The organism is Clostridium sp. AM28-20LB, from assembly GCF_003480665.1.
GTDB lineage: Bacteria > Bacillota > Clostridia > Lachnospirales > Lachnospiraceae > Otoolea > Otoolea fessa.
Window position 1 is genome coordinate 72,114 of the sequence record NZ_QUJN01000008.1, and the last position, 24,569, is coordinate 96,682.

Annotated in this window: 26 protein-coding genes; 6 read left to right on the forward strand and 20 right to left on the reverse strand. The window is 49.1% G+C overall.

The features are described from left to right. Positions 1-9: 9 nt before the first annotated feature. A complete protein-coding gene (locus DW739_RS13225; protein ID WP_107001837.1) occupies positions 10-1,086 on the reverse strand; it encodes a lactonase family protein in 1,077 nt (358 codons plus the stop codon). A 397-nt stretch (positions 1,087-1,483) separates the two neighbouring features. Here DW739_RS13225 and DW739_RS13230 point away from each other — a divergent pair, with 397 nt between their 5' ends. The 4 genes from DW739_RS13230 to DW739_RS13245 are packed head-to-tail and all read left to right on the forward strand — an operon-like array spanning position 1,484 to position 5,898. After that, positions 1,484-2,017, forward strand: a complete 534-nt coding sequence (locus DW739_RS13230; RefSeq protein ID WP_107001836.1) for a helix-turn-helix domain-containing protein — start codon at positions 1,484-1,486, stop codon at positions 2,015-2,017. Between the two features lie 36 nt (positions 2,018-2,053). Then, on the forward strand, positions 2,054-3,130 hold the full coding sequence (gene potA, locus DW739_RS13235; protein WP_107001835.1) for a spermidine/putrescine ABC transporter ATP-binding protein: 1,077 nt from the start codon (positions 2,054-2,056) through the stop codon (positions 3,128-3,130). A gap of 18 nt (positions 3,131-3,148) precedes the next feature. After that, entirely contained in the window at positions 3,149-3,970 is an 822-nt protein-coding gene (locus DW739_RS13240) for an ABC transporter permease (protein ID WP_118743199.1), read from the forward strand. Next, on the forward strand, positions 3,970-5,898 hold the full coding sequence (locus tag DW739_RS13245) for an extracellular solute-binding protein (RefSeq protein WP_118743200.1): 1,929 nt from the start codon (positions 3,970-3,972) through the stop codon (positions 5,896-5,898). The genes DW739_RS13240 and DW739_RS13245 overlap by 1 nt, the downstream gene beginning before the upstream one ends. An 82-nt stretch (positions 5,899-5,980) precedes the next feature. Here DW739_RS13245 and DW739_RS14980 read toward each other — a convergent pair whose 3' ends face one another. After that, on the reverse strand, positions 5,981-6,121 hold the full coding sequence (locus DW739_RS14980; protein ID WP_181986255.1) for a hypothetical protein: 141 nt from the start codon (positions 6,119-6,121) through the stop codon (positions 5,981-5,983). Between the two features lie 111 nt (positions 6,122-6,232). Here DW739_RS14980 and DW739_RS13255 point away from each other — a divergent pair, with 111 nt between their 5' ends. Continuing rightward, a complete protein-coding gene (locus DW739_RS13255; RefSeq protein WP_117796726.1) occupies positions 6,233-6,664 on the forward strand; it encodes a NifB/NifX family molybdenum-iron cluster-binding protein in 432 nt (143 codons plus the stop codon). A gap of 51 nt (positions 6,665-6,715) precedes the next feature. On the opposite strand, the gene trmL is transcribed toward DW739_RS13255, so the two are convergent. The 13 genes from trmL to DW739_RS14985 form a co-directional block, all read right to left on the reverse strand. Continuing rightward, the gene (gene trmL, locus DW739_RS13260; RefSeq protein ID WP_022358848.1) at positions 6,716-7,210 is read right to left on the reverse strand and encodes a tRNA (uridine(34)/cytosine(34)/5-carboxymethylaminomethyluridine(34)-2'-O)-methyltransferase TrmL; all 495 of its coding nucleotides are present in this window, start codon (positions 7,208-7,210) and stop codon (positions 6,716-6,718) included. Beyond that, positions 7,204-8,379 (reverse strand): aminotransferase class I/II-fold pyridoxal phosphate-dependent enzyme, encoded by a 1,176-nt coding sequence (locus DW739_RS13265; protein WP_118492791.1) that lies wholly within the window; start codon positions 8,377-8,379, stop codon positions 7,204-7,206. Before DW739_RS13265 ends, trmL begins: the two co-directional genes overlap by 7 nt. Then, positions 8,376-8,858, reverse strand: coding sequence for an Lrp/AsnC family transcriptional regulator (locus DW739_RS13270; protein WP_022358850.1), 483 nt, complete (start codon positions 8,856-8,858; stop codon positions 8,376-8,378). Before DW739_RS13270 ends, DW739_RS13265 begins: the two co-directional genes overlap by 4 nt. Positions 8,859-8,872: 14 nt before the next feature. Next, positions 8,873-9,490 carry an AIR synthase-related protein gene (locus tag DW739_RS13275; RefSeq protein WP_243023782.1) on the reverse strand — a complete coding sequence of 206 codons (618 nt, stop codon included), beginning with the start codon at positions 9,488-9,490 and terminating at the stop codon, positions 8,873-8,875. 115 nt (positions 9,491-9,605) lie between these two features. Then, positions 9,606-11,123, reverse strand: coding sequence for a VanW family protein (locus DW739_RS13280; protein WP_243021951.1), 1,518 nt, complete (start codon positions 11,121-11,123; stop codon positions 9,606-9,608). A gap of 127 nt (positions 11,124-11,250) precedes the next feature. After that, positions 11,251-11,976 carry a 3'-5' exonuclease gene (locus DW739_RS13285; RefSeq protein ID WP_022358853.1) on the reverse strand — a complete coding sequence of 242 codons (726 nt, stop codon included), beginning with the start codon at positions 11,974-11,976 and terminating at the stop codon, positions 11,251-11,253. Positions 11,977-12,167: 191 nt separating this feature from the next. Beyond that, positions 12,168-13,991: a B12-binding domain-containing radical SAM protein gene (locus tag DW739_RS13290; RefSeq protein WP_118743201.1), complete on the reverse strand. Its 1,824-nt coding sequence runs from the start codon at positions 13,989-13,991 to the stop codon at positions 12,168-12,170. 4 nt (positions 13,992-13,995) lie between these two features. Then, entirely contained in the window at positions 13,996-15,048 is a 1,053-nt protein-coding gene (locus tag DW739_RS13295) for an L-threonylcarbamoyladenylate synthase (protein ID WP_182428001.1), read from the reverse strand. Positions 15,049-15,198: 150 nt separating this feature from the next. Beyond that, positions 15,199-15,936: an N-acetylmuramoyl-L-alanine amidase gene (locus tag DW739_RS13300; RefSeq protein ID WP_347560722.1), complete on the reverse strand. Its 738-nt coding sequence runs from the start codon at positions 15,934-15,936 to the stop codon at positions 15,199-15,201. Between the two features lie 99 nt (positions 15,937-16,035). After that, positions 16,036-16,395, reverse strand: a complete 360-nt coding sequence (locus tag DW739_RS13305) for a hypothetical protein (RefSeq protein WP_118696173.1) — start codon at positions 16,393-16,395, stop codon at positions 16,036-16,038. Between the two features lie 29 nt (positions 16,396-16,424). Then, positions 16,425-17,051 carry a hypothetical protein gene (locus DW739_RS13310; RefSeq protein WP_118696172.1) on the reverse strand — a complete coding sequence of 209 codons (627 nt, stop codon included), beginning with the start codon at positions 17,049-17,051 and terminating at the stop codon, positions 16,425-16,427. A 17-nt stretch (positions 17,052-17,068) separates the two neighbouring features. Continuing rightward, positions 17,069-17,848 (reverse strand): hypothetical protein, encoded by a 780-nt coding sequence (locus DW739_RS13315; RefSeq protein ID WP_118743202.1) that lies wholly within the window; start codon positions 17,846-17,848, stop codon positions 17,069-17,071. 12 nt (positions 17,849-17,860) lie between these two features. Then, the gene (locus DW739_RS14985) at positions 17,861-18,022 is read right to left on the reverse strand and encodes a hypothetical protein (protein ID WP_182427997.1); all 162 of its coding nucleotides are present in this window, start codon (positions 18,020-18,022) and stop codon (positions 17,861-17,863) included. Between the two features lie 182 nt (positions 18,023-18,204). Between DW739_RS14985 and DW739_RS13320 the strand changes: the two genes are divergently transcribed. Beyond that, positions 18,205-18,561, forward strand: coding sequence for a helix-turn-helix transcriptional regulator (locus tag DW739_RS13320; protein WP_118696170.1), 357 nt, complete (start codon positions 18,205-18,207; stop codon positions 18,559-18,561). A 43-nt stretch (positions 18,562-18,604) separates the two neighbouring features. Here DW739_RS13320 and DW739_RS13325 read toward each other — a convergent pair whose 3' ends face one another. The 5 genes from DW739_RS13325 to DW739_RS13345 all read right to left on the reverse strand — a co-directional run bounded on the left by DW739_RS13325 (position 18,605) and on the right by DW739_RS13345 (position 24,512). Beyond that, the gene (locus DW739_RS13325; RefSeq protein WP_107001826.1) at positions 18,605-19,477 is read right to left on the reverse strand and encodes a YitT family protein; all 873 of its coding nucleotides are present in this window, start codon (positions 19,475-19,477) and stop codon (positions 18,605-18,607) included. Between the two features lie 110 nt (positions 19,478-19,587). Continuing rightward, positions 19,588-21,042: a sigma 54-interacting transcriptional regulator gene (locus tag DW739_RS13330; RefSeq protein WP_107001825.1), complete on the reverse strand. Its 1,455-nt coding sequence runs from the start codon at positions 21,040-21,042 to the stop codon at positions 19,588-19,590. A 149-nt stretch (positions 21,043-21,191) separates the two neighbouring features. Continuing rightward, entirely contained in the window at positions 21,192-22,559 is a 1,368-nt protein-coding gene (locus DW739_RS13335; protein WP_022358860.1) for a sodium/glutamate symporter, read from the reverse strand. A 152-nt stretch (positions 22,560-22,711) separates the two neighbouring features. Next, positions 22,712-23,881, reverse strand: coding sequence for an alanine dehydrogenase (locus tag DW739_RS13340; RefSeq protein ID WP_107001824.1), 1,170 nt, complete (start codon positions 23,879-23,881; stop codon positions 22,712-22,714). A gap of 412 nt (positions 23,882-24,293) precedes the next feature. Next, a complete protein-coding gene (locus DW739_RS13345; protein ID WP_118472521.1) occupies positions 24,294-24,512 on the reverse strand; it encodes a hypothetical protein in 219 nt (72 codons plus the stop codon). Positions 24,513-24,569 lie beyond the last annotated feature (57 nt).

Genomic DNA, 24,569 nt, shown 5'->3' on the forward strand with positions numbered 1-24,569 from the left:
TTCTGCCATTTAGTCTGCTTTCTTTCCTCTCGTAGGTACCTTTGTAATCACACAGCAGTTTGGCTCATTCACCGAAATACTGCGACCGCTCATCACCAGCAGTTTCTCCTTATATTCCACCTGGAAGAAAGAAATGCTGTTACTACCGTGGTTGATCGACGCCAGATGGTTTCCATCCGGGAAAATCGCGATATCTTTCGGGTAATCTCCACTGATCGGAAGACAGCAGAGCAGCTTCAAAAGCCCCGTCTGTGCATCGCGCTCGTAGACACTGACTGAATTATCGCCCGCATTGCTGCAGAACAGATGTGTCTCGTCCTCGGACATCCGGATCGTGCACGCTGCAGTCAGCTGGCTGGTGCGCTCCGGTGCGGTCGATGGGATCGTCTGGATCTTCTCGATCTTCGGCACACGATCGCCCGTTTCATACGTGTATACATCAATCACATTTTTGATTTCATACATCAAATACAAGAATTTTCCATCCTTGCTGAACATGAAATGTCTCGGACCAGATTCCAAATCACAGCGGATCGCGTCCACCAATGAAAGGGTTCCCTTCTCGCCATCAAACCTGTAAATCTTGACCTGGTCAATTCCCAGATCGGCTACCAGCAGGAATCTGCCATCCGGTGTGCGCTCCGCACAGCTCACATGCGGACGGAACGTGCGCTCTGCCACGCTTCCAAGTCCCTTGTGGTAAACGCCGTCGGTCACTTCCCCGATAGAACCGTCCGGTTTCAGGCGGACCACCGTCTCCTTGCCGTCATGATAGCCGGATACGAAGATAAACTTGTCCTCCGCATCGGTCGCAATATGACAGCCGCGCATCGCCTTGATATTTGCGCTGTTCACACGGCTGAGTGCGCCATTTTCCAGAATCCGGAACGCCACAACGCCCTCGTCCGCGATGGAATAGAGCATCCGCCCGTCATGTGAAACAGTTAAATAGGAAGAGTTGTCCACCTCCACCTCGCACCGGTAGATAAACTTTCCCTTTTTTACATCCACATCATACACGGTAATTCCCTTTGCCTGACCGTTGTATGAGTAAGAACCCACATACGCCATATACTTATCCTGCATGAAATGTTCCTCCTTTGAGCCCCCAGAACCGTTATAACGGTTTCTATCAAATTATCTGCCCCTATTTTATCATCATACCGCCATTTTTGCACCCTTTTTTCACACAATTTGAGAACCCCCGGATTTTCCCGTTTTTTTCCTTGACACCTTCCCCACATTCTGTATAATAGATACTCGGAAGCAAGTTTATTATTTCTAAACAAAAAGATTAATTTTACATTCATTTTAGAATTTCTAAACTTTCATCTTACTTTTGCATGTTTCTAAAAAACGCCGGACGGATGGTTTTCCCACCCGGTTTTTATAAAAAAGAATGTGCCCTGGCGCATCCTCGCGGAGCGTTTTTTGTTTTATAGGACGCAATTTCCTATGAAACCAGGAAAGGAGGTTCCCTCTGTTGAGTATAGGAGGAAAATTAAAGGAACTGCGAATTTTAAAGGGTCTGACGCAGGAAGAGCTGGCTGACCGCGCAGAGCTTTCGAAGGGATTTATCTCCCAGGTAGAGCGCGATCTGACCTCCCCGTCCATCGCTACTTTGATGGATATTCTCCAGTGTCTCGGCACAACCATAGGGGAGTTTTTCAACGAGGCTCCGGAAGAGCAGATTGTATTTGAAAAAAACGACTATTTTATCAAGGAAGATCCGGAACTGAAAAATGAGATTCAGTGGATCATCCCGAACGCCCAGAAGAACACGATGGAACCGATCCGCCTGACACTCGGTGTCGGCGGCTCCACCTATCCGGACAGCCCGCATGAGGGTGAGGAATTTGGCTACGTTCTTTCCGGCAGCATCCTGATTCATCTGGGGAACCGGACGTACAAAGCCAAAAAGGGCGAATCTTTTTACTATACGAGCGACAAGACGCATTACCTTGAAAGCCGCTCCGGCGCGACGATCCTCTGGGTCAGCTCGCCGCCAAGTTTCTAATACTACACATTATTTTACTATTTACGGAGGAAACGCATGAGCCAGCCATTAATCGATTTACAGCATATCTCGAAACGCTTTGACGACACCCTGGTCCTGGATGACTTGAGCCTTTCAGTAAAGGAAAATTCCTTTGTAACGCTCTTAGGTCCCAGCGGCTGCGGCAAGACGACCACGCTCCGCATCATCGGCGGATTTGAATCCCCAAATACAGGAAAAGTAATTTTCGGCGGCGAAGACATCACCAAACTTCCGCCAAACAAGCGCCAGCTAAACACCGTATTCCAGAAATACGCACTGTTTCCGCATATGAGCATCGCAGATAATATCGCATTTGGGCTAAAAATTAAGAATAAATCAAAAGCATATATTGATGACAAAATTAAGTACGCTTTAAAGCTTGTAAACCTAAACGGCTTTGAGCATCGCAGCATTGACTCTTTGAGCGGTGGTCAGCAGCAGCGTATCGCCATTGCGCGTGCGATTGTCAACGAGCCAAAGGTCCTGCTTCTCGATGAGCCGCTCGGTGCCCTAGATTTAAAACTGCGACAGGACATGCAGTATGAGCTGATCCGTCTGAAAAATGAGTTAGGCATCACTTTTATCTATGTTACCCACGATCAGGAAGAGGCATTGACGATGTCCGATACCATCGTTGTCATGAACCAGGGTTATATCCAGCAGATGGGTTCCCCGGAACAGATCTACAACGAGCCGGAAAACGCATTCGTTGCCGACTTCATCGGCGAGAGCAACATTGTGGACGGTCTGATGATCCACGACGAGCTGGTTGAAATCTTCGGTGCGAAATTTGCCTGCGTCGATAAGGGATTCGGAACAAACCAACCGGTAGACGTTGTCATCCGCCCGGAGGACATCGACCTCGTAAAACCGGAGGAAGGCACGCTGCAGGGCATTGTCACCCACCTGATTTTCAAGGGCGTCCACTATGAGATGGAAGTCACCACACCGGACGGCTATGAATGGCTGGTTCACAGCACGGATATGTTCCCGGTCGGCGAGAAGGTCGGCATCCATGTAGACCCGTTTGACATCCAGATCATGAACAAGCCGGCGTCAGAGGACGAGGAAGCTGTGGGCGTCAATGAATAGAAAGGAGTCGGACTTAGCATGAAATCAAACGTGAAACGGCTCTTCGCCGGTCCTTATATTCTCTGGATGATTGGTTTTACCATCATCCCGCTCCTGCTGATCGTATACTACGGTCTGACAACCAAAAGCGGGGCATTTACACTGGCAAATGTCTGTTCCATCACGACACCGGAGCATATGAAGGCACTGCTCTTATCCCTGGGTCTGTCTCTGGCTGCGACCGCCATCTGCCTGCTTTTGTCCTATCCGCTGGCTTTGGTGCTGCGCCGCCGCGGCATTGGGACAGGCAGCTTCATGGTATTCGTCTTCATCCTTCCGATGTGGATGAATTTCCTGCTCCGCACCCTCGCGTGGCAGACGCTCCTGGAGAAAAATGGCGTTATCAACGGCATTCTTTCCTTTCTCCATCTGCCAAATATTGCCATCATCAATACCCCGTGGGCGATCATTCTGGGTATGGTATACAACTTCCTGCCTTTCATGATTCTCCCGATTTATAATGTGCTGGCAAAGATCGACGACAATACCATCAACGCCGCCAAAGACCTGGGTGCAAACAATTTCCAGACACTTATTCACATCTGGATTCCGCTCAGCATCCCGGGCATCATCAGCGGCATTACCATGGTATTTGTCCCGGCGCTGACAACCTTCGTTATTTCCAGTCTCTTAGGCGGCAGCAAGATCCTGCTCATCGGAAATGTCATCGAGCAGGAGTTCACCAAGGGAAGCAACTGGCACTTAGGTTCCGGTCTCTCGCTGGTTCTGATGATTTTCATTTTACTGAGTATGGCGCTCATCGCCAAATACGATAAAGAAGGGGAGGGCAATGCGTTCTGATGAAACATAACCGCTTAAAACAGTTTTTCCAGGACTTTTACCTGGCGCTCATCCTGCTCTTTTTATACATCCCGATCGTGACCATGATCGTTTTGTCCTTTAACAACACAAAATCGAGAACCGTCTGGGGCGGTTTTACCACCCGCTGGTATACGCAGATGTTCCAGGATTCCGCCATCATGAATGCCTTAAACAATACGCTGCTCATCGCGTTTGCGTCGGCTCTGATCGCGACCGTCATCGGCACGATCGCCGCCATCGGCATCAACAGCATGAAACGAATTCCGCGCACCATCGTCATGGGAATCAACAACATCCCGATGCTGAACTCCGATATCGTAACCGGTATCTCCCTGATGCTGGCATTTATCGCGTTCGGTATCTCTCTCGGATTTAAAACCGTGCTGATCGCGCATATCACATTTAACATTCCATATGTGATATTAAGTGTCATGCCGAAACTCAAGCAGACGAACCGGTACACCTACGAAGCCGCTCTGGATCTCGGCGCCAGCCCGCTGTATGCTTTCTTCAAGGTCGTATTTCCGGACACCGTCCCGGGTATCCTCTCCGGCTTTTTGATGGCATTTACGATGTCCCTCGATGATTTTATCATTACGCACTTTACAAGAGGTGCCGGTATGGATACCTTATCCACCCTGATCTACAGCCAGGTGCGCCGAGGCATCCAGCCGACGATGTACGCCCTGTCCACGCTGATTTTCGTGGCAGTCCTGGTGCTCCTGGTGATCACCAACTTTGCCCCGGAGAAAAAATCCACCGGCAATGCGACTGTGATTGACACAGAGACCATCAAGCGCCGCAAACGCAACAACCAGATCAAGAACGGCGTTCTGGGACTTGCCTGCACGCTGATTCTGCTTGTCGTTGGTGTCAGCACCTACAGCCGCTACACCACGACTCATTCAAACGAACTGTACGTCTACAATGCAGGCGAATATATTGATCCGAACCTGATTGAGGAATTTGAACAGGAAACCGGAATCAAGGTTACCTACGACGTATTTGAGACACTGGAAGAAATGTATCCGGTCATCGAAGCCGGCGGCGTCAACTACGATGTAGTCTGCCCATCCGACTACATGATTCAGAAAATGAAGGAAAATGACCTGCTTGCCGAACTCAACTTTGACAACATTCCAAATGTCAAAAACATTGACCCGCAGTACATGGAAATGTCCAAGCAGTTCGACCCGGAAAACAAATATTCCGTGCCATACACCTGGGGAACCGTCGGTATTCTTTATAATACGAAGCTCATCGAAGAAAAAGGACTTCCAGTTCCGGCCAAATGGTCCGATCTCTGGAATCCGGCTTATAAAGGCGAGATCCTGATGCAGGACAGCGTCCGCGATGCCTTCATGGTAGCGCTCAAAAAAGACGGCTTCTCTGCCAACTCGACCGACGAAACCGAACTCCAGCAGGCAAAGCAGGATCTGATTGACCAGAAACCGCTCATACAGGCTTACGTCATCGATCAGGTGCGTGACAAGATGATCGGCGGCGAGGCAGCCATCGGCGTCATCTACTCCGGCGAGATCATGTACATCCAGGATGAGGTAGCCGCACAGAACCTCCCATTCTCCCTGGAATATGTGATCCCGGAAGAGGGAACCAACGTCTGGCTCGATTCCTGGGTAGTTCCGAAAAATGCGAAAAATAAGGAAAACGCAGAAAAATGGATCAATTTTCTCTGCCGCCCGGATGTCGCAGTCAAAAACTTTGAGTACATTACCTACGCGACGCCAAACAAGGCAGCCAAGGAAATGCTGGACAAAGAAATCCAGAACAACAAAGCCGTCTTCCCAGATGCGAAGCAGCTGAAAAACTGCGAGGTTTACCGGTATCTTGGGGATGAGGCGGACGAACTTTATAATAGTTTGTGGAAAGAAGTTAAGTCGGATTAAGGGGCTTGCTGCTTCAAATCATAATTGTAAAAAAGAGTCAACAGAAGTGCATTCTGCTGGCTCTCTTTTTCTATCAAAGATATTATACTTCCAATGCCGCTTTTAAGTCTTCCATACTGGAATATCTCGGTGCATTTGGATCTTTTACAATCGTTCTTCCTTCTTCGATTGCTATCAGTAACGCATCCTTCTTTTCATTCTTCTCAATATTTACTTCATCCATACAAGCCACCTACATATATGTCTATTATATATTTTTTCATAAATAACATATACATTTATATTGATTTTTCAATTCTAAGCGCTATACTATCTCTAAAAAAGGAGGTCACTCATGAAAATTGCAGTCCCTTATGAAAACGGAGAAATCTGCTCCCACCTGGCTCAGGTGAAAGAATTTTTAATTTTTGATGTAGTTGACGATGAGATTATTTCCACCAAAACCGTGAAACAGACCTATGCAAACGATCCCGGCGCGCTGGTCGAGTTTCTGAAAAAAGAAAATACTGCCGTTCTCCTCTGCGACGCCCTTCCGATCCCGATGATGATCGCCCTGCGCGAAACCAGCATTCAGGTTCTCGGCGGCGCCAAAGGCGCTCCTAAAGACCGCATCGAAGACTTCTTAAACGGAATGCTTCACTTTGACCGGAGCGGAAATAACGGACCATCCTGCGGCGTCCACCTGCCGGACAACAATAAAAATGGCACTGACTCCGACGCCGAATGCGACGGAAATATCAGTGCCTGTGGGACTTGGTGCCACTAATTCCTGTTTCATCTGAGACGTTGATGACGCACGTGTGGGACAGAATCCACCTTATTTCCACTGGAGGTGATGCAGATGCCCCTCCGTATTCATCTTCTCAAACCCATTCTGCCGCAGCGCCTCATACAGAATGATCGCCACCGAGTTTGACAGATTCAGAGAACGCGTCTCACCCCACATCGGGATGCGGACGCAGCGCTCCGGGTCTTCGATCAGGAGTTCTTCAGGGATGCCGCGGCTTTCCGGTCCGAACATGATATAGCAGTCCGGATCGTAGTGAACGTCCGTATACACCTGCGTCGTCTTCGTGGTCGCCATATACGGGCGCGCGCCCGGATTCTTCTCCAGAAAATCTTTAAAATCGCTGTAAACTGTCACGTCCAGATGTGGCCAGTAATCAAGACCCGCTCTTTTTACCATTTTATCATTCAATTTAAAACCGAGAGGCTCGATCAGATGAAGCCGCGTGTTCGTTGCCACGCAGCTTCGTCCTATATTTCCTGTATTCATCGGCATCTCCGGTTCATAGAGTACAATATTTAACATTTCTTCTCTCCATCCAGCCGTGCCACAAACCGCTTGATGCGCTCGATCGCCTTCTGCAGATCCTCCAGCGAATACGCATAGGAAACACGCAGATAGCCCTCGCCGCAGTCTCCAAACGCGGTGCCCGGCACAAGCGCCAGCTTCTCTTCCTGTAACAGGCGGTTTGCGAATTCATCCGAGGTCATGCCAAACCGTTTGATGCACGGGAACATATAAAATGCTCCATACGGCTCGAAACAGTCCATGCCGAGCCCCCGGAACTCTCTCAAAAGATAGCGGCGGCGCTCATCGTAGGCTTTCTTCATGCGGGCAATGTCCTCATCGCCATTCCGCAGGGCGTCAACCGCTGCATACTGGCTGGTGGTCGGCGCACACATAATCGCAAACTGATGGATTTTCAGCATCTGTTTTAAGATAAGCGCTGGAGCCGCCGCATAGCCGAGACGCCACCCGGTCATCGCATATGCCTTGGAAAATCCGTTGATCAACACCGTGCGGTCACGCATCCCGGAAATCTCCGCGATGGAAACGTGCTTGCCACTGTAGGTCAGCTCGGAATAAATTTCATCACTCAGCACAAACAGATCCTTCTCCTCAATCACCTTCGCGATCGCCTCCAGATCGGTGCGGTTCATGATCGCGCCCGTTGGATTGTTCGGGAATGGAAGAATCAGCACCTTTGTTTTCGGTGTGATTTTCTCCAGCAGCTTCTCCGGCGTCAGACGGAACTCATCCTTCTCCTCCAGCTCGATAATGACCGGCGTACCGCCCGCCAGCACCGTACACGGCACATAGGAAACGTAACTCGGCTGCGGAATCAGAACCTCATCGCCCGGATTGAGCATCGCGCGCAGGGCGATATCAATCGCCTCGCTGCCGCCGACTGTTACCATCACTTCTGTATTCGGATCATACTCAAGACGCTGACGACGTTTCAGATAATGGCAGATCTCCTGGCGCAGTTCCTTTAAACCAGAGTTCGACGTATAGAAGGTACGTCCTTTTTCCAGCGAATAAATGCCCTCCTCGCGGATATGCCACGGTGTATCAAAATCCGGTTCGCCCACGCCCAGGGAGATCGCGCCCTTCATCTCGCTGACAACGTCAAAAAACTTCCGGATTCCGGACGGCGGAATATTTACAATCGTATCTGATAATGGGTTTCTCACGGAACAATCAACATCCTTTCATCCTGAGGACCGTCGCAGAGAACGGTACCATGGTCTTTGTATTTTTTAAGAATAAAATGGGTCGCGGTACTCAGCACAGAATCGATCGTGGAAAGCTTTTCTGCCACAAACTGTGCAACTGCACGCATGGTTTTCGCCTCGATCATAACGGTAAAATCATAGCCGCCGGACATCAGGTATACCGAGGTCACCTCGCTGTACTGATAGATTCTCTCGGCAATCTTGTCAAAGCCCATCTCGCGCTGCGGCGTTACCTTTACTTCGATCAGTGCAATGACCTTCTCCTCATCTGTATTATCCCAGTTAATCAGGGTATGGTAACCGCAGATGATATGTTCATTTTCCATTTCGGCGATCTCCGCCGCGACCGCAGCTTCATTTTCCCCGAGTAAATCCGCCAGCTCTTTGACGCTGATGCGGCTGTTTTTTTCAATGACCGCTAAAATTCTCTCTCTCACTTTACTACCTCCTGTTAATGGGATTTTGGTAAGTCTTTCATTTTATCTATCTCATCCGGTTTTGGCCGGTCAAGAAAGCTATGTACTTCGCCGCTGTAAATCTCGCGTCCGATCGCTGTGCGCGTCCGACCGATGAGCGCCGCCGGAATGCCCTCTCTCTCCAGATTCTGGAGCAGTTTCGGACCGCTAGACGCCGTCAGCAGAATGCAGCCCTGGGACTGTAAACGGTATGGATTGAGGTCAAATACCTCGCAGACCTCCACCGTCTCCTGGCGGATCGGAAGTTTCCTAAGATCCATCTCAAATCCGAGTCCGAATCCATCAAAAAAATGCCACAGCGCTGCCATGACGCCGCCCCCGCCCGCCGGATACCACGCAGATGCGCCGAGACGGGTCAGCACTTTCCGCTCTTTATGTGCAGCAAATGCCTCCAGAAGCGGAGACGGATTCCATTTCTCATAGAGATTCTGGCATTCTCTCACATACCGTGCAGAAAATCGGTTCAAAAGCGCCGCCTCGCCGCTTTTTGCCGCCATCGAGGTACCAAGAAGCGCGGTGTAACCGACCGCCAGAAGATCCTGCTCGGCTTTCATCTCCCCGTATGCCTCGAAAATTTCATCTTTTATGTTCATTCTGATTCCTTTCCCAGCTTCACATTCAAGTACAGTAATTTTCTGCGTTTACCACGCCATGTTACCACAAATCTCTGCTCTCATACCATCACTATATATGATCCGATATAAGCTATCACTCCATCGGCGGCGCTGCTTCCTGCGCCGGACCGGCTGGTCCCTGCGGCTGTGCCGGGGTCGGCTCCTGTGCTGCCGGTGCTTCCGTCGGTGCCGGAACCGGATTTTCCGGCTGTGGCGTCTCAGGCTGCGGTGTCTCAGGCTGCGGTCCAGCCGGAACCGCCGGTGCCGCAGCTGCAACGGCCGGACCTACACGGTAGATTGCCTTCGATGCCATATAGGTATCCGTCTGCAGCAAGGTTTTCTCCATCTCCACGCCGTCCACGTAGACGTATTTCCAGAGCCGTGACTGCAGCCCATAGTGCGCCGACTGTTCCTTCACCCTCGCACCCGGCTTCAAAGATGCGTCCACCTTTGTGATCGGCTCGCCCGGATCCTTCTTCGACAGTGTCTCCGAAACGTATTTGATCGTCCGGTTTGCCGGTCGTGTCTCTTTTCCATATATCGTAAATGAAATAGTCCCGCCGTTCACTGCCCCTTCCATATAGATCGGGGTATCGTATGGATTTTTAAATTTCAGATCCTTATAAGTACCCGCGATCGCCGAATCCTGCGATGCCGGAACGTAAGTAACAATCATCGAATGATTCTGGCGCTGGGTGATATCCATCTCCGCCAGAAGCGCTGCATTGTAGAGCGTCGTGCAGATCTGGCAGGCGCCACCGCCGACCGTATCGACTACCTGACCGTTCGCATAGGAACCTGCCGATGCATAGCCATTTTCCACCGTAAATGGGGTCAGCCATGTATAAGCCGAAAATTCTTCTCCCGGCATCAGAACCGTGCCGTTGATCTTCGCCGCACCGTTCCGCAGATTCTTGGAACGCGACACATTTCCCGGGTTGAATCCGGTACTGAATGTTCCAAGTGCATCCTGAATCGTAGATAATGCCTCTGTCGTGCGGGTCGGCTCTGCATTTTTGACTGTTGCATCCACCGAAACCGGTTCCGAAAGACCGCCCGCGAGCGCCTCATTCAGTGCTTTTGTCGTCGCATCTATGTCCACTTCCTGTCCCGCCGAAGACTGGCTGACCTGAAAGACTCCATTTTCATGCGTGATCACGGCGTCCTGCGGCGCTGTCGTAAATTCCGCGCACCGGGTCTGCACAAACTCGGCAACCTTCGCTTCATCGACCGCTGTCTCAATCTGCAGATCCACACCGGACTGCTCTAATTCCTTCTGATTCAGATACCGGCGCAGAAGATTTCCGCCGGAAAGTTTCTCCACTTCCTCATCAATCTCGTTCTGGTTGACCCAGGAAAATCCCAGCTCCGCCGCCTTCGTCTGAACCTCATGACCTTCTACCCGGATCGAAATGGTCTGATTTTCCATCTCCCCGATGGATTTTTCAATCGTCTGATCCGCCTCTTCCCGCGTCATCCCGGAAAGATCAAACCCACCGACCTGAAAACCCGTGGGAATCGTCCCCGCTGACGCGGTGCCCGTACCGGCTATAAGCAGTCCCATCACTGCCGCACCGCATACGCCTGCCATCCAATTTCTTTTTTTCATCATCTACCGAACCTTTACATCATAAGACCTGCCAAAATGGTTCCCGCTACCATCGCTACTACTACGATTATAATAACAACCGCTGATACGATCTGGCGTGTTTTCTGATTTGAAAATTTAAACATATCTCTCACCTCTTCTGCATTCTGCCATGCTGCGCGATAATCTGATCCGTAAGTCTCGAAATCTCATTTTTCGAAAGCGAATCAATCTGCGCAGATAAATTTATTCTATGATATTTTAGTAATTCCCGCAAGACTTCTTTTTGCTTTTTTGACGCGGGCTGTTCGCGTTTTACCTTGTAAATCAAAGGCTGCGGTGCAAACACCTCCGGCACTTCCAGAAAATACCTGTTTTTAAGCTCCTGATACAGATGGTGCGCCGCCAGCGCATCCGAAAGCGCCCGATGGCTCTCGCCCGGATCCACCGCAAAATACCGACACGCGGCTGCCAGATTCTTTTTTTCCTCCTCTGGCATAAAATGGCGGCAGATTTTCAAGGTATCAAGCCCCGCATGCTCAAATGTATACTTCCGGTTGACCGCCGCCCGCTTGAGAAAGCTGAAATCAAAGATAACATGATGCCCCAGAAGCGGCAGCTCCCCGCAGAATGCCAGAAGTTCCGGCAAAACTGTATCCAGCACCGGCGCATCCTTCAAATCATCGTCACAGATTCCCGTCAGCTCCCGGATGCGCGCATCCAGTTCCCGCTCCGGGTTGACAAACGTCGAATACGTCTGCACCACGGTTCCATCTTCCACCCGCGCCGCGCCAATCTCGATGATCCGCTCGGTTTTGGGATTTAACCCTGTTGTCTCCAGGTCAATCGCTATATAAGAATTGTCTGTTTTTTCCATTTTATTTATCCATCGTAACTGTTCAGTACCTTCACAGTCACGCGCAGTAAATGCACAGACCTACTGAACAGTTTACTATCCATCTAATTTAAAATATGGCTGTCTTACATTTCTTCCCATTCTCAGGTGTTCAGACTGCCGCCATACGCAATTTCTTTTTCCTGTCTCTCTCTAGAAAATCCCATTTCTCACTATATTTCATCCTGGGAAATGGAAAATGCCGCCGCATTGCCAAACAGAGCATCCCGGTTTTTGTAATCAAACAGCACAAAGCTTCCGTCTTCCATCCGCTCTAAATGCGCCATTTTCGCCATCTGCCTGGAATCGTATGCCTCGTAGCCCTTCAAATAACGGCGTTCCTTCGCCTCGCGCATGAAAAACTGCTTCGTCTCGTTCTTCCACTCCGACGGATCCGGGGCAAAGGATGGGCGGCTCTTGACGTTTTCGCGGAGGTAGAGGTCATACATTAAAAGATCCTGATAGGATGTCTCATCGATAGAAAAAATTTCTGCCTGCTTCCTCCATTTCTGAATGAACCTGTATAAAATCTCATACCGCGCCAGCCGGTTATGGCTCACTCCATTCAGTCCCTCTTCCTCATAAAATGCCGCCAGGCGGTCATACAAATCAAACGCATCGCCCCATTCCTGCGACAGGCATTTCATCGTGCAGCGGAACTGCCCGCTGTTGTAATAGACCTCGACCATCTCTTCCACACCCTTGAGACGGATCACCTCTTCATAGGAAAGCCAGTTGGTTCTAAGCACCTCATACGGCGGCTTGCTCTGACTGAGCAGACCGTATTTCTGCTTCCTTTCTTCCATATAGGAACCTTTCAGCACCTTCAGAAAGCCAAGCTGAAGCTGTTCCGGCTCCATTTTGTATACATCGTTGAAGGAACGATGAAAGCTCTCGATATCCTCATACGGAAGCCCCGCAATCAGGTCGAGATGCTGATGGATGTTGCCAAAGGTGTTGACCTGCGCCACACGGCGCGCCACCTTGTCTAGATCCATCGTCCTCCGGATCTCCTTCACAACCACCAGGTTCGTCGTCTGCACACCGATTTCCAGCTGAATCAGCCCCGGACGCATCTGTTTCATCAGCGCCAGCTCGTCATCATCCAGAAGATCCGATGAAATTTCAAAATGGAAGTTAGTAATTCCATTATCGTGTTCCAGCAAATACTGCCAGATCGCCATCGAATGGCTCTTTTTGCAGTTAAACGTCCGGTCTACGAACTTTACCTGCGGCACCCTCCGGTCAAGAAAAAACTGCAGTTCCTTCGTCACCAGCGAAAGGCTGCGGAACCGCACTTTTTTATCAATCGAGGACAGACAGTAACTACAGGAAAATGGACATCCACGGCTGCTCTCATAGTAGATAATGCGGTGTTCCAGCCCGCTTAAATCTCCGTAGGAAAATGGAATGTCGTCCAGATTCATGAGCGGCGCCGGACGATGGACCTCGATGGTGCCATCCGAACGGCGTAGGACAATGCCTGGGAGCTCTGAAAAACAAACCTCCGTCCCGCACTCACACGCCTCCACCAACCGCGTAAAGGTCTCCTCGCCTTCGCCCTGCATGATCAGCTCGACCTCCGGCAGCTCATCCATCAGGTGAACCGCGTCATAGGAAGCCTCCGGACCTCCCATCCAGATGCGGACCTGCGGAAGAACCTTTTTCAAATCGTGGATCAGTTCCTTCACGTAAACGATATTCCAGATATAACAGGAAAATCCCACCACATCCGGTTTTCTCCGGTAAATATCCTGCAGAATCTGATCCATCTGGTGGTTGATGGTGTACTCGCCGAGATCGATCTGGATTTCCGACACGGTTTTCGTTCGATTCGCGCCTTCTGCTGCCTCCGAAACCATTTCCATTCCAACAGCCGCCCCCTGCTCATCCTTCTGTCCCAGCCCCAGCCGCTCCATCGCATACCGTCTCAGGCTGTAAATTCCCAGATTTGAATGTATATATTTGGCATTAATCGCCGCCAATAAGTACCGCATCGTCTCACACCTTCAAAATATGATAGCCAGCCGCCTTATTGAGCCGGTTCATAATCGCCCGTCCTAAATTGTCTTCCGAAAATCCTTCCGAAAAGATATATTCCGCGCCGCGATCGTCGAAATCGCGCAGAACTGCATACAGGTTGTGTGCAACAGTCTCCTGATGCGCCCGCGCACCGATGCTTTCCAGCATCCCCGCCGGGTAACGGTCTTTCGTCTCGTCCGTGCAGATAATTCCAACCTTGCGCCCTTCTGCCAGCTTTTCGCCTGCCAGGCGGTTGATCGTCTCCACAACTGCCTCCGTCTCGCCCTCGACCAGTGTCAGATCGGCTTTCGGTGCATAATGGCGGTATTTCATTCCCGGTGCTTTCGGGCGCACATCCGCGCTGACCGGTCCTAAAATCGCCGGATCAATGCCGACTTCCCCGACCGTTTCACGCAGCATCTCCACGGTGATCGCACCCGGTCTTAAAACCATCGGCATTTCCTCCGTGACATCCACAATCGTCGATTCCAGACCGATTCCAACCGGACCGCCGTCGATGATCGCATCGATCTTTCCGTCCATATCCTGAAGCACATGATCGGCGCGCGTCGGGCTTGGGCGTCCCGATGTATTTGCACTCGGAGCCGCGATCGGCACGCCGGACAGACGGATTAACTCTGCCGCGATCGGATCGGACGGCATCCGGATCGCCACCGTATCAAGCCCGCCGGTCGTTCCATACGGCACGATCGCGCTCTTAGGAAATACCATCGTCATCGGTCCCGGCCAGTATGCCTTTGCAAGCTTTTTGCCATTTTCCGGCATATTCGATACCAGCGGCGCGATCTCCTCCAGACAGGACACATGCGCGATCAGCGGGTTGTCAGAAGGGCGTCCCTTCGCCGCATAAATCTTCTTCGCTGCCGCCTCATCCAGCGCATTCGCCCCCAATCCGTACACCGTTTCCGTCGGAAATGCCACCAGACCGCCCGCGCGGATGATCGCTGCCGCCTTCTCAAGCACCTCCCGGTCATGCGCCGTAAAGTCCTTTGGATTTTCTATCTTCCACATCTGGGTGTGAAGTTCTTTTTTCGTTTCGTTTTGCATATTGACTCTTCTTTCTACTATCTCACAATGAATAAATCTATCTTCCGTACTAAGCTCGAAAACACCTCGCTAAGTACTCCTAGTATACACAAGATTCCTCGCCAGTTCAAGGTTTCAGCGCCCATTCAGATACTCCATAATCCCCATATGCAGCGTATACGCCACGCGGTCCTGGTATTCTTCTGTTTTCAGCAGTGCCGCCTCTTTCCAGTTAGACAAAAATCCGCACTCGACGATGACAATCGGACATTTGACGTGGAGCAGGAGGTAATAGCTGTCATTCGGTTTGGCTTTTCTGCGGTTCTGGTCTCCCAGCGCATAGTCGAAGCGCTTTTGCAGTATTTCCGCCAGCCGTTTCCCCTTCTCTGACTTCCGGTAATAAAATACCTGCGCACCGGATACGTCCTCCTGATGGTAGCTGTTCTGGTGGATGCTGACGACTAGATCCGCGCCAGATTCCTCGACGCGGGCGCAGCGGTTTTTCATGTCGGACATTTTCCGGCTTCCGGCTGACGTATCGTAAAGTCCCCGGTCATCCTCCCGGCTCATCACAACCTCCACATCCGACTGCTCCAGATACCATCTAAGGCGCTTCGCGATTGCCAGATTGATGTCCTTTTCCAGGCTTCCGTCCACACTCACCTTTCCCGGATCAAAATCCCCGTGCCCGGCGTCCAGAAAAACAATCGGCTTTTCCTTTCCAAGCACAGCGTCCGCCCCCGCTGATGCCAGCCCCGCATACCGTGCCGCCAGAAAGACGCCGCAAAATAAAAGAAGGCAGACTGCCAATTCCACTGACAGCCGCCTTCGCATTTGTTTTAAAAACGGGTGTGTTTCAAACCATTCGTTCAAGTGCACCGCTCCTGATGCATTCTTATGTTATCTATATTCGCCTTGTTGCCTGTATATCCCGGCAGGTTCTTATAAATTTTTTGCTCTCATTTATTACACCTACTTTTCCGGATCTGCTCCAAGGAAAAGCCATGCTGCCAAAGGCCAAATTGGCATCATTACAACAATGACCCATAATCTTGAACGCCCTAATGTCCATGTTCTCCTTACCGTAGCCGCAACAAGTGGTTCTACCCATATAATAGGAAATGCAAAAAGTAAAATTGCAAGAGGAATATTAAAAATACCAATTTGTACTATTGGTTGAAGCACCACCGACATCACCTTCATAGCAAACATGAATGCAACGAAACCAATCACTTCAATAAGGCAATACCTGCGATAACTCTCACCATACTCTTCCCCAACAAAATCGGATGCTCTGGAAAAGTATTCTTTTATATAACCAATTATATCCATTTCTGATTTTCCCTTTTCTACCTAATCTGTTATCTAAAACTACTTATAAAGTGAGCGGCATCCACTGCCACATGAACTTTCTGCCACTTTGAAATTTCTCTGAGCTGTCTGCTCTGCTCTATCTGTACATCCAGCTGATCTTTTTGCAACTTCTCCATCGTCCAGCGATGAAGCTGTTCATCCAGCTTGTCATAGAGTTCTTTCATCGAATCAACCCGCCCGGTTTCTATCATATGAATCAGATAGTCCACCGACATAGGCGTGTTATATTCGTCTTTGTTCAGAAGCAGGCGTTCACATTTTTCTGCCACCGGTCCATACGCCTCCCGATACCGTTCCAGGATTGCATTTAATTCCTCCTGTTTCTGGTCGCATAATTTCTTCTTTGAATTAGAGATTGGACCATAGAAGAAAAAGAGCCCAATCGCAACTGCGATACCAATTGGTCGTCCAATCGCTCCAAAAAAGCATCCCGCAATAATACTTATAAGAATATATTTTAACTTATTTTTCGGTGCCCATTTCTCTTTCGATTTTTCATATCTCTGATATAACTGCTTTTGCCGGAAATATTCCTGTCCAATTCCATAGTAAGAGTCCATCTGCCGCCGAATATCTCTCAGATCCTGCAAATTTCCAGCCATTTCCTGATTCATATTTCTATACTCCTCATTTAGTCTGCATGGTTGATAATATCGTCATAAAGGGCACAAACCGTATTTCCGTCAAATACTGGTACAAGACGTGCCATTTTTTCATTTACAAAGGTATCAAGCGTCGCTTTATATACTTCAAATCCATTTGCAGGAATAATCTCAACATTTTTCGGGATCAGAACTTCCGTATCTTTTATTTTCCGCATCAGCGTCTCCTCTTCCCCTTTATAAGGTGTGTATACAGCATCTTCCTTTGTGAAATAATATGTATCATTTCCATATTTCACTTCGATTCCCATATCTCCAGAGGTACTTATATCTACACATGAAATCTTTCCATAATCTCCTCTGGCTTCAATCCATATTTTACTTCCTACATCTCCCACCTGATTTAATTCATCATTCGTATAATAGGAACTGTCAGACAGCGTCACATTCGCTTTATAATACGAGCCACAGTCCTCCGCGCTGTTGACCTTCATATAGCAGGTTCCGCAAACCCGTTCTCCGTATAATGGGTTCAGCGTGTCGCCCTCTGAAATCATCTTGCCATCTGCACCTATATAATATCCGTCTACGGATGTATTTGTCTCCATGACACCCCAGCGCCCGCAGTAATACCAATCTCCATTATCTTTCACCCACTCGTAATCTGCCGTACTTCCATCATCATTCGTATAGATCCATCTTTTGGTCTCTCCCAAGGTCTCCTGTGTCCAGGTTCCCGCATACGCAGAAATACACTGCATCAGTGATAATGCTCCCGCTACCGCCCAAATATATTTTTTCCGTCTCATAAATTGCCCTCCTTATGCATTCTTTTTCAGAGTTTTTTCCCGCTGCACCTGCTGGCTGTATAACAGCGCATCCATGGAACTTAAGATTCTCAGCCGGTTGGCCGGGGTTAACTGCTTTACCAGCATTTCTATCTCATCTGCAGTCTTTACTCTGCCTTCATTGCTTTGATACAACCGTGCTCCCCCTTGCTTATCTGGTTACATTTTCTTTTGTGTTTTTGCTTGTTTAATTACATATTAGCATTGAAAATAGCTTATGTCAATGCTTTATAACTTGATTAATGTTTGTATGATTACTTTTTGCATTGACACAAACATTCTTATTTGATACTATAATCTTGCGGAGGTATAACATCGTGAAATTCACAGACAAACTAAAACTGATTCGTAAAACAAACAAAATGACACAAGCTGAATTTGCCGAATCGATTGGTATTTCAAGAGGAAATCTCGCTAATATTGAACGCGGAATTGTAAAGCCGACCCAGATCTTCATCAACTGTGTTTCCCTGATGTACCATGTCGATAAAAACTGGCTTCTGGATGATACCGACGATGATCTAAGCCGCTTAAACGGAAATGCAAATGTTCTTTCCCTCATTACGGATAAATACAATCAATTAGATGATGACTATAAGAAATTTGTGGAAAATCAAATCAACGAACTCTTAAAAATGCAAACTACATCTTCTACATCCGAAAAAAAGGTATGAGCCATTTTCCTGCTCATACCTTTTCTTTCATTTGTATATTTATTTACTGCTGTGCCTCCGCTACATCCTTAAACCCAAGTCCAAAAATGCCCGAGGTTTCCTTCACAATCACAAACGCATTCTCATCCGTCTCCGCAATAATGCGTTTTAAACGATTGAACTCCGTTTTGCGGACGGTACATAAAACCACCGTTGTGTCCTCGCCGCTGTAGCCGCCCTTGCCCGGAAGCAGCGTTACCGTACGGTCAATTTCCTTAATGACACGTTCTGCGATTTTCTGCGGGTATTTCGTCACGATCGACGCCTCGCTTCCGGCATCATTTCCGTAGATGATCATGTCGATGACCTTCGTCTGCGCGTACAGGGAAATCAGTCCGAACAGTGCCGCATCGACATTTCCAAAGACGAAGATCGAGGTGGAGAGGATGATTCCATCGATCATCATCAGGGCGCGCCCGATCGAGACATGCGGATATTTCTTCTGGAGCAGGTAGCCGACCACATCGCTGCCGCCCGTCGTCGAACCGGACAGAAAGATGAACGCCATGCCGACGCCGACCAGAATGCCGCCGTAGAGACTTCCCATAAGCTGGTCGCCCATATAAACCGGAAAGACCGGGGCGATCACGTAGTCAAGCACCACCGAACAGATTCCGCACGCAAACGCCGTCCGCAGCGCAAAGGCACGGCTCAAATGAAACCACGCCAATATTAAAAGCGGCACATTGACCATCAGTGTCAGCCGTCCGACCGGCAGGTTCGTCACATGGTTTAACATCAGTGCCACGCCGACCGCACCGCCCGGCGCAATATTCGCCGTCTCAATAAAGCTGTGCGTGCCGATACTGTAGATAAATGCGCCCAGAATCAGATATAAAAAATCTTTTACAGAATATTTTCCAATGTATTTCTCCATTTCTGCATTTCCTCCTGTTATTCTGTCTGAGCGTTCCATCCTTTCCGGGCTGATTCTGCTGGTTCTGCTTCCCGCATCGTCCTCAATTTTCCGTATCTATCCTCCATCGCTCAGATTTCTTTTTCCTGTTTTTCCTTCGCCTTTTCGCCCCGCAGCTGGCTCGCCTTTCTCTGCAGCGTCTGCCTCGGCACATCCAGAATCCGCGCTGCCTCAGATATATTTCCGTGCGCCGCCTCCAACGCCTGCCAAATCAGTTTTTCCTCATAGGCAGCCACCGCCTCACGAAGCGACGAGCAGAGTTTTGGAACTTCTTCCAGGCTTTCCGGCGCCTTTTTCCTGTCCGCCTGCTTTTCCAGCAGAAGCTTTCCCTTGATGTCTTTATACTGGAGCAGGGCGCTCGTCTCATCCACCATGCTCATGCCGTAAACGATCACGTGTTCCAGCTCCCGGACATTGCCTGGCCAGTCATATTCTTCCAGTTTTTTTAGCAGATCCTTTGACACATACTGAACCTGCTTGTGGAACGTGCCATTGTGTTTGTTTACATAAAACTTGACAAAATGTCCAATATCCGCCTTCCGTTCCCGCAGCGGCGGAATCCGGATCGACATCATGCTCAGACGATAATAAATATCGCGCCGAAGCTGTCCTTTCTCGATCGCCTCAAGCGGTTCCACATTGGTCGCCGCAATGATCTTCACATTCGTGCGTTTCGTCTCACTGCCGCCCAGGCTGCGGAAACTGCCGTCCTGCAGAACCCGCAGAAGCTTTGACTGCAAAAACAGAGGCATCGAATTGATCTCGTCGAGAAACAGTGTTCCGCCGTCCGCCAGCTCAAAGAGTCCCTTATTTTCCATTGCCCCGGTAAACGCGCCCTTGGACGTTCCAAATAAGATACTTTCGAGCAAGGTATCCGGCAGCGCCGCACAGTTCTGCGCGATAAACGGTTTATCCCTCCGTTCACTGGCATTGTGGATCGACTGTGCAAACACCTCTTTTCCGGTTCCCGTTTCCCCATAGATCATAACCGGCAGATCGCACGCCGCCACCACCGGTATATAGTCTCTGGCATTTTTCATTTTTTCATCCACTGCGATGATATCTTCCATCGTAAAAGATGCGCCGCTGTGTTTTTTCAGCTTTCCAGCGCCGCCGACCGGGATCTGTTCCGAAGTCAGTTCCACACTCTCCGGCTCTTCCTCGCCGTCTGTCATCTCCTCCATCGACAGATCGATCGCGCCCACCACGGCGCGCCCGCTCTTGATCGGAATCGAAAGAGAGCTGATATGGATGCCCTCCTGCCCCTTGGTCTGAAGCAGCTGGTTTTCCACGTAAACCGGCAGTCCGACCTCCATCGCCCGGATCATGCTGCTGTTCTTAGCGTTCAGGTTTTCAAATACATCGAAAAAATTTTGTCCCACCAGCGCCTGGTAAGCTTCTCTCTCTTTCCGGTTTGAAAATTTACTATTTAACTTTGCTGAAAACAGAATCTCGCCATCCAGGTTGATGATCGTGATTCCGTCAATATATCCTTTTCCATGAAATAACTGTCTTAAAAACTCCATGCATTTCTCCCCTGTCTGAAACACCGCTGACCGGAATCACGCGCTAAGTCTCACGGACGTTCGACTTGAATCTGCGTTCATCCGGCCTGACAACGGTGTTATGTTTACACCTGTTCCAAGTGTATCAGAGGAAACAGGCAAAGACAAGTTTATCCGATCTCCTCCACACCTGGGCGATCCAGCGGAAGTTTCAGCCACCACCATTTAAATACGATATTTGCGATGATGCATGCTGCCATGATTACCAAATAGATGCCGATAAACTTCCAATGGCTGCCATTTAAGAGCATCATCGGTCCCATCGACCACGCAAACATCTCTGCCGGAGTTGTAAACGGCGCTGCAAATGCAGTATCGTTCAGCGTCTTGGAGCGGTTTTCCGGATCAACGATTCGAAGAAGGATGAAGCCGATCGCAAAAACGCCCGTTGAATAGCCAAATACGAAGATCGCGCGCTCAAACCAGCTGCCGCGGTTCATCGCCGGACCAAAGAACATCAGGGTTGCCACTACGATTACAATACCGCAGAGCAGAAGAAGTGCCAGCGGAGCTGCATATTTAACGATAACTGCCAGTTTGATGGAAGCGATTCCGAAAAACACCAGATAATCCGTCGCAGTACCGGAGATACGTCCCACTACATTTTCATCAATATAATCACCGACGCCGACTTTTCGGAAAACGAGGAACATCACGATCGCGGTCAAAAATGCCATCAGGTAATTCGGCAGATCCAGACCGATCGCTGCATAGATTCCCTTGCTGAGTCCCACACCGATACCGGATGCGATCAGCATCACTGCCAGATGCCATGCCAGCGGATCCAGGACGTTGGATGAAATAGTTTCCTCGCCCATCGACTTGCGCTCATTTTTGGGCACCAGACCACAGCGCAGATCATCGGAGATCTGATTGAAGCCTTTCATATATTTGGTCCAGCCCTTTTTCGTTCCCAGCTTGATGAAGAACAGACCGCCAAAGATACCCGATAAAATACCAACAGTTGCACAGGTCATCGCGATATCCATTGCATCCAGATCACCCAGTCTCTCAAACGCGGTACCAACAGCCGCTGCCGTTCCGTGTCCGCCGGAGAAACCAGCTGCCAGCAGCAGACCGAAGCCATAGTTAATGTTCGGGAATAATTTCGAAATTACTAAAATACTAAACAACGGTGCCAGTGAAAACTGAATCGCCTGTGCCAGCACTTTATAGGAAAAATAAGAACCAATCCGGTCAATTTCCGCTTTAAAATCTTTCTTATTGAAAGAAAATCCATTAATTCCGACACCTGCGAAAATCAGGATAATCAGAACACTTGCATAAGAACCAATATTTTCAGAAAACGGCAGGATTCCCAGTCCCTGCGCCCCGAGTGCCAGCGCGATAAATCCGGCAATCATGCTTGGCGGAATGAAAAATTTCTGTACCAACGGCACTTTTGCACGTAAAAGCTGACCAACCGCGATAAAAAACGATGCGATCGCAAAGTCCACTAAAATGTCTGTAACACTCACAGATACCCCTCCTATTCTTCTGTATCAAATGCGCCTCCAGCTATTTCCCATCTGGAAGCGCTTCTATTCTCCCCTCAAATGGCAGAGCGCTTTTCATCCGTATCCCCATACGTTTCACGAAAAGCGTTCTGCCGATATCCTTTATCTGAAAATCACTTCTCTAATTTGATAAAGTTATCCGAATGGCTCTTGGTTGCCGACGGAGCCAGATCCAGTTTCTGATCTGCGATCTCTAAGATGTCTTCCGGACGAACCCACGGTCTGCCCTGGATAGCACTTGTCTCCTCATGGGTTAAGTATCCCTTGTAGGTGGTTAAGCTGCGGCGCAGGAAACCATCCTTTGCACACGCCTGCGCCACGCCATTGTTGATGATGCTTCTGAAGTGCGGCAGTACGGATGCTGCGTATGCGATCGAGGTAGACTGGGAAATTGCGCCCGGAATGTTGCTTACGCAATAATGTACGACACCTTCTTCGATGTAGCGCGGATTTTCATGGGTGGTCTCATGGAATGTCTCGATTGCACCATAATCGTTGCTAATATCTACGATAACGGAACCTTTCTCCATCGAGCGGACCATCTCGCGGTCGATCATGTATTCTTTGGCATCCTTCGGCCATCTAACACAATTATATACGACATCTATCTCTGGTAAAATCTTTTTCAGATTATAACGGTTGGAAATCTGGGTGTTGACTTCCTCATTGAACTGTTTTCCGATATCACGCAGGGTTCCGATATTAATATCCATAACCGTTACCCACGCGCCCAGCGCATGAAGAACAGAGATTGCTGCGCGTCCTACCACGCCGCCTCCAATGACCAGCGCCTTAACGCCCGGAGCACCGCCGAGACCGTTGACGAATTTGCCCTTGCCGCCGTTGATGGAAAGCAGGGATTCCAGGCCAAAGAGTGCACCCGCCTTACCAGCTGCCTCACAGTTCGGTGAACCGTAACGGTGGGAATCTTCTGCGGTAAATGCAATACACTTGCTGTCGAGAAGTGCCTGTACCTCTTCCGGATGTGCTGCTGGATGGATGCAGGTAAATACGATCTGGTTTTCACGGAGCAGTTTGTACTCGCACGGTTCAAACTCTTTTACCTTTGCGACGAAATCGCAGGTTGCATAAATTTCTTCCTTTGTATCAACCAGCTTCGCGCCCTCTTTCACATATGCCTCATCCGGGAATCCAGAACCTTCGCCCGCGCCCTTCTGAACGTAAACCTCATTGCCGTCACCTACCAGCATGCTTACCTCTGCCGGGGTTGCGATGACACGGTACTCGCCTACTTTGATGTCTTTCAATACGCCAACTTTCATAATGTGTTCCCTCCATGTAATATATTTTTCTTTTTGCTTGATACTTTTGCTTGATACTCATATATACAGCAAGTTCCGTGCCAACTTTTACGTTTTTCGATTTTATTTAATATTTTTATTTTTTATTTTCCAAAAAAATCGAGATTCTCCTTGTAAATACAAGGTTTTTGTCGACTTAAAATTTTTATTTATTTTTTTGATGATCTTCCAGAAATGACCCGTTCTTGTCTCATTTCTTTTCAGAGTGCAAAAAATGACTCATTTATGAGCTTTTATGCGCTCATAAATGAGTCATTCAAATTTTAAGTTTGAGTCACATGCCGATTTTTGAGTCTTTCATTTCCAGGGTGCTCATTTTCATTTCTACGCTTTCGCTGATAAACTTTTTATTTTTTCGCACCCAGTTTAATTCCTACTGCCCGACTTCCGCCGCTGCCAGCTTTCGCGACTCCGTCAGCGTCTTTCCCTCGCGCAGATGAACCGCCACGCGCTCCAGTTCCGCCGGATCTGCATAATTCGAATGGTTCACTGCATTGTACAAACTCCGCAGACTTTCCCTCGTACTGAATATCATCCGAAATAACGTGTCCTTGTGATCCCGCCTTGCTCTTGCGTAAGTTCCTTTTTTCATAAATTCTCCTTTCTGTCAGGAGAATTTCTTCTGCTTTGTAACACTCCCGTCACCTCA

Bases quoted from the DNA above. Each gene is read 5' to 3' on its own strand.
- DW739_RS13310 (WP_118696172.1), bottom strand. From the start codon at position 17,051: ATGAATCAGGAAATGGCTGGAAATTTGCAGGATCTGAGAGATATTCGG.
- trmL (WP_022358848.1), bottom strand. From the start codon at position 7,210: ATGTTAAATATTGTACTCTATGAACCGGAGATGCCGATGAATACAGGA.
- DW739_RS14980 (WP_181986255.1), bottom strand. From the start codon at position 6,121: ATGGATGAAGTAAATATTGAGAAGAATGAAAAGAAGGATGCGTTACTG.
- DW739_RS13315 (WP_118743202.1), bottom strand. From the start codon at position 17,848: ATGAGACGGAAAAAATATATTTGGGCGGTAGCGGGAGCATTATCACTG.
- DW739_RS13330 (WP_107001825.1), bottom strand. From the start codon at position 21,042: ATGGAGTTTTTAAGACAGTTATTTCATGGAAAAGGATATATTGACGGA.
- DW739_RS13290 (WP_118743201.1), bottom strand. From the start codon at position 13,991: ATGCGGTACTTATTGGCGGCGATTAATGCCAAATATATACATTCAAAT.
- DW739_RS13240 (WP_118743199.1), top strand. From the start codon at position 3,149: ATGAAATCAAACGTGAAACGGCTCTTCGCCGGTCCTTATATTCTCTGG.
- DW739_RS13340 (WP_107001824.1), bottom strand. From the start codon at position 23,881: ATGAAAGTTGGCGTATTGAAAGACATCAAAGTAGGCGAGTACCGTGTC.
- DW739_RS13255 (WP_117796726.1), top strand. From the start codon at position 6,233: ATGAAAATTGCAGTCCCTTATGAAAACGGAGAAATCTGCTCCCACCTG.
- DW739_RS13245 (WP_118743200.1), top strand. From the start codon at position 3,970: ATGAAACATAACCGCTTAAAACAGTTTTTCCAGGACTTTTACCTGGCG.
- DW739_RS13275 (WP_243023782.1), bottom strand. From the start codon at position 9,490: ATGAACATAAAAGATGAAATTTTCGAGGCATACGGGGAGATGAAAGCC.
- potA (WP_107001835.1), top strand. From the start codon at position 2,054: ATGAGCCAGCCATTAATCGATTTACAGCATATCTCGAAACGCTTTGAC.
- DW739_RS13280 (WP_243021951.1), bottom strand. From the start codon at position 11,123: ATGATGAAAAAAAGAAATTGGATGGCAGGCGTATGCGGTGCGGCAGTG.
- DW739_RS13305 (WP_118696173.1), bottom strand. From the start codon at position 16,395: ATGGATATAATTGGTTATATAAAAGAATACTTTTCCAGAGCATCCGAT.
- DW739_RS13295 (WP_182428001.1), bottom strand. From the start codon at position 15,048: ATGTGGAAGATAGAAAATCCAAAGGACTTTACGGCGCATGACCGGGAG.
- DW739_RS13285 (WP_022358853.1), bottom strand. From the start codon at position 11,976: ATGGAAAAAACAGACAATTCTTATATAGCGATTGACCTGGAGACAACA.
- DW739_RS13325 (WP_107001826.1), bottom strand. From the start codon at position 19,477: ATGGAGAAATACATTGGAAAATATTCTGTAAAAGATTTTTTATATCTG.
- DW739_RS13225 (WP_107001837.1), bottom strand. From the start codon at position 1,086: ATGCAGGATAAGTATATGGCGTATGTGGGTTCTTACTCATACAACGGT.
- DW739_RS13345 (WP_118472521.1), bottom strand. From the start codon at position 24,512: ATGAAAAAAGGAACTTACGCAAGAGCAAGGCGGGATCACAAGGACACG.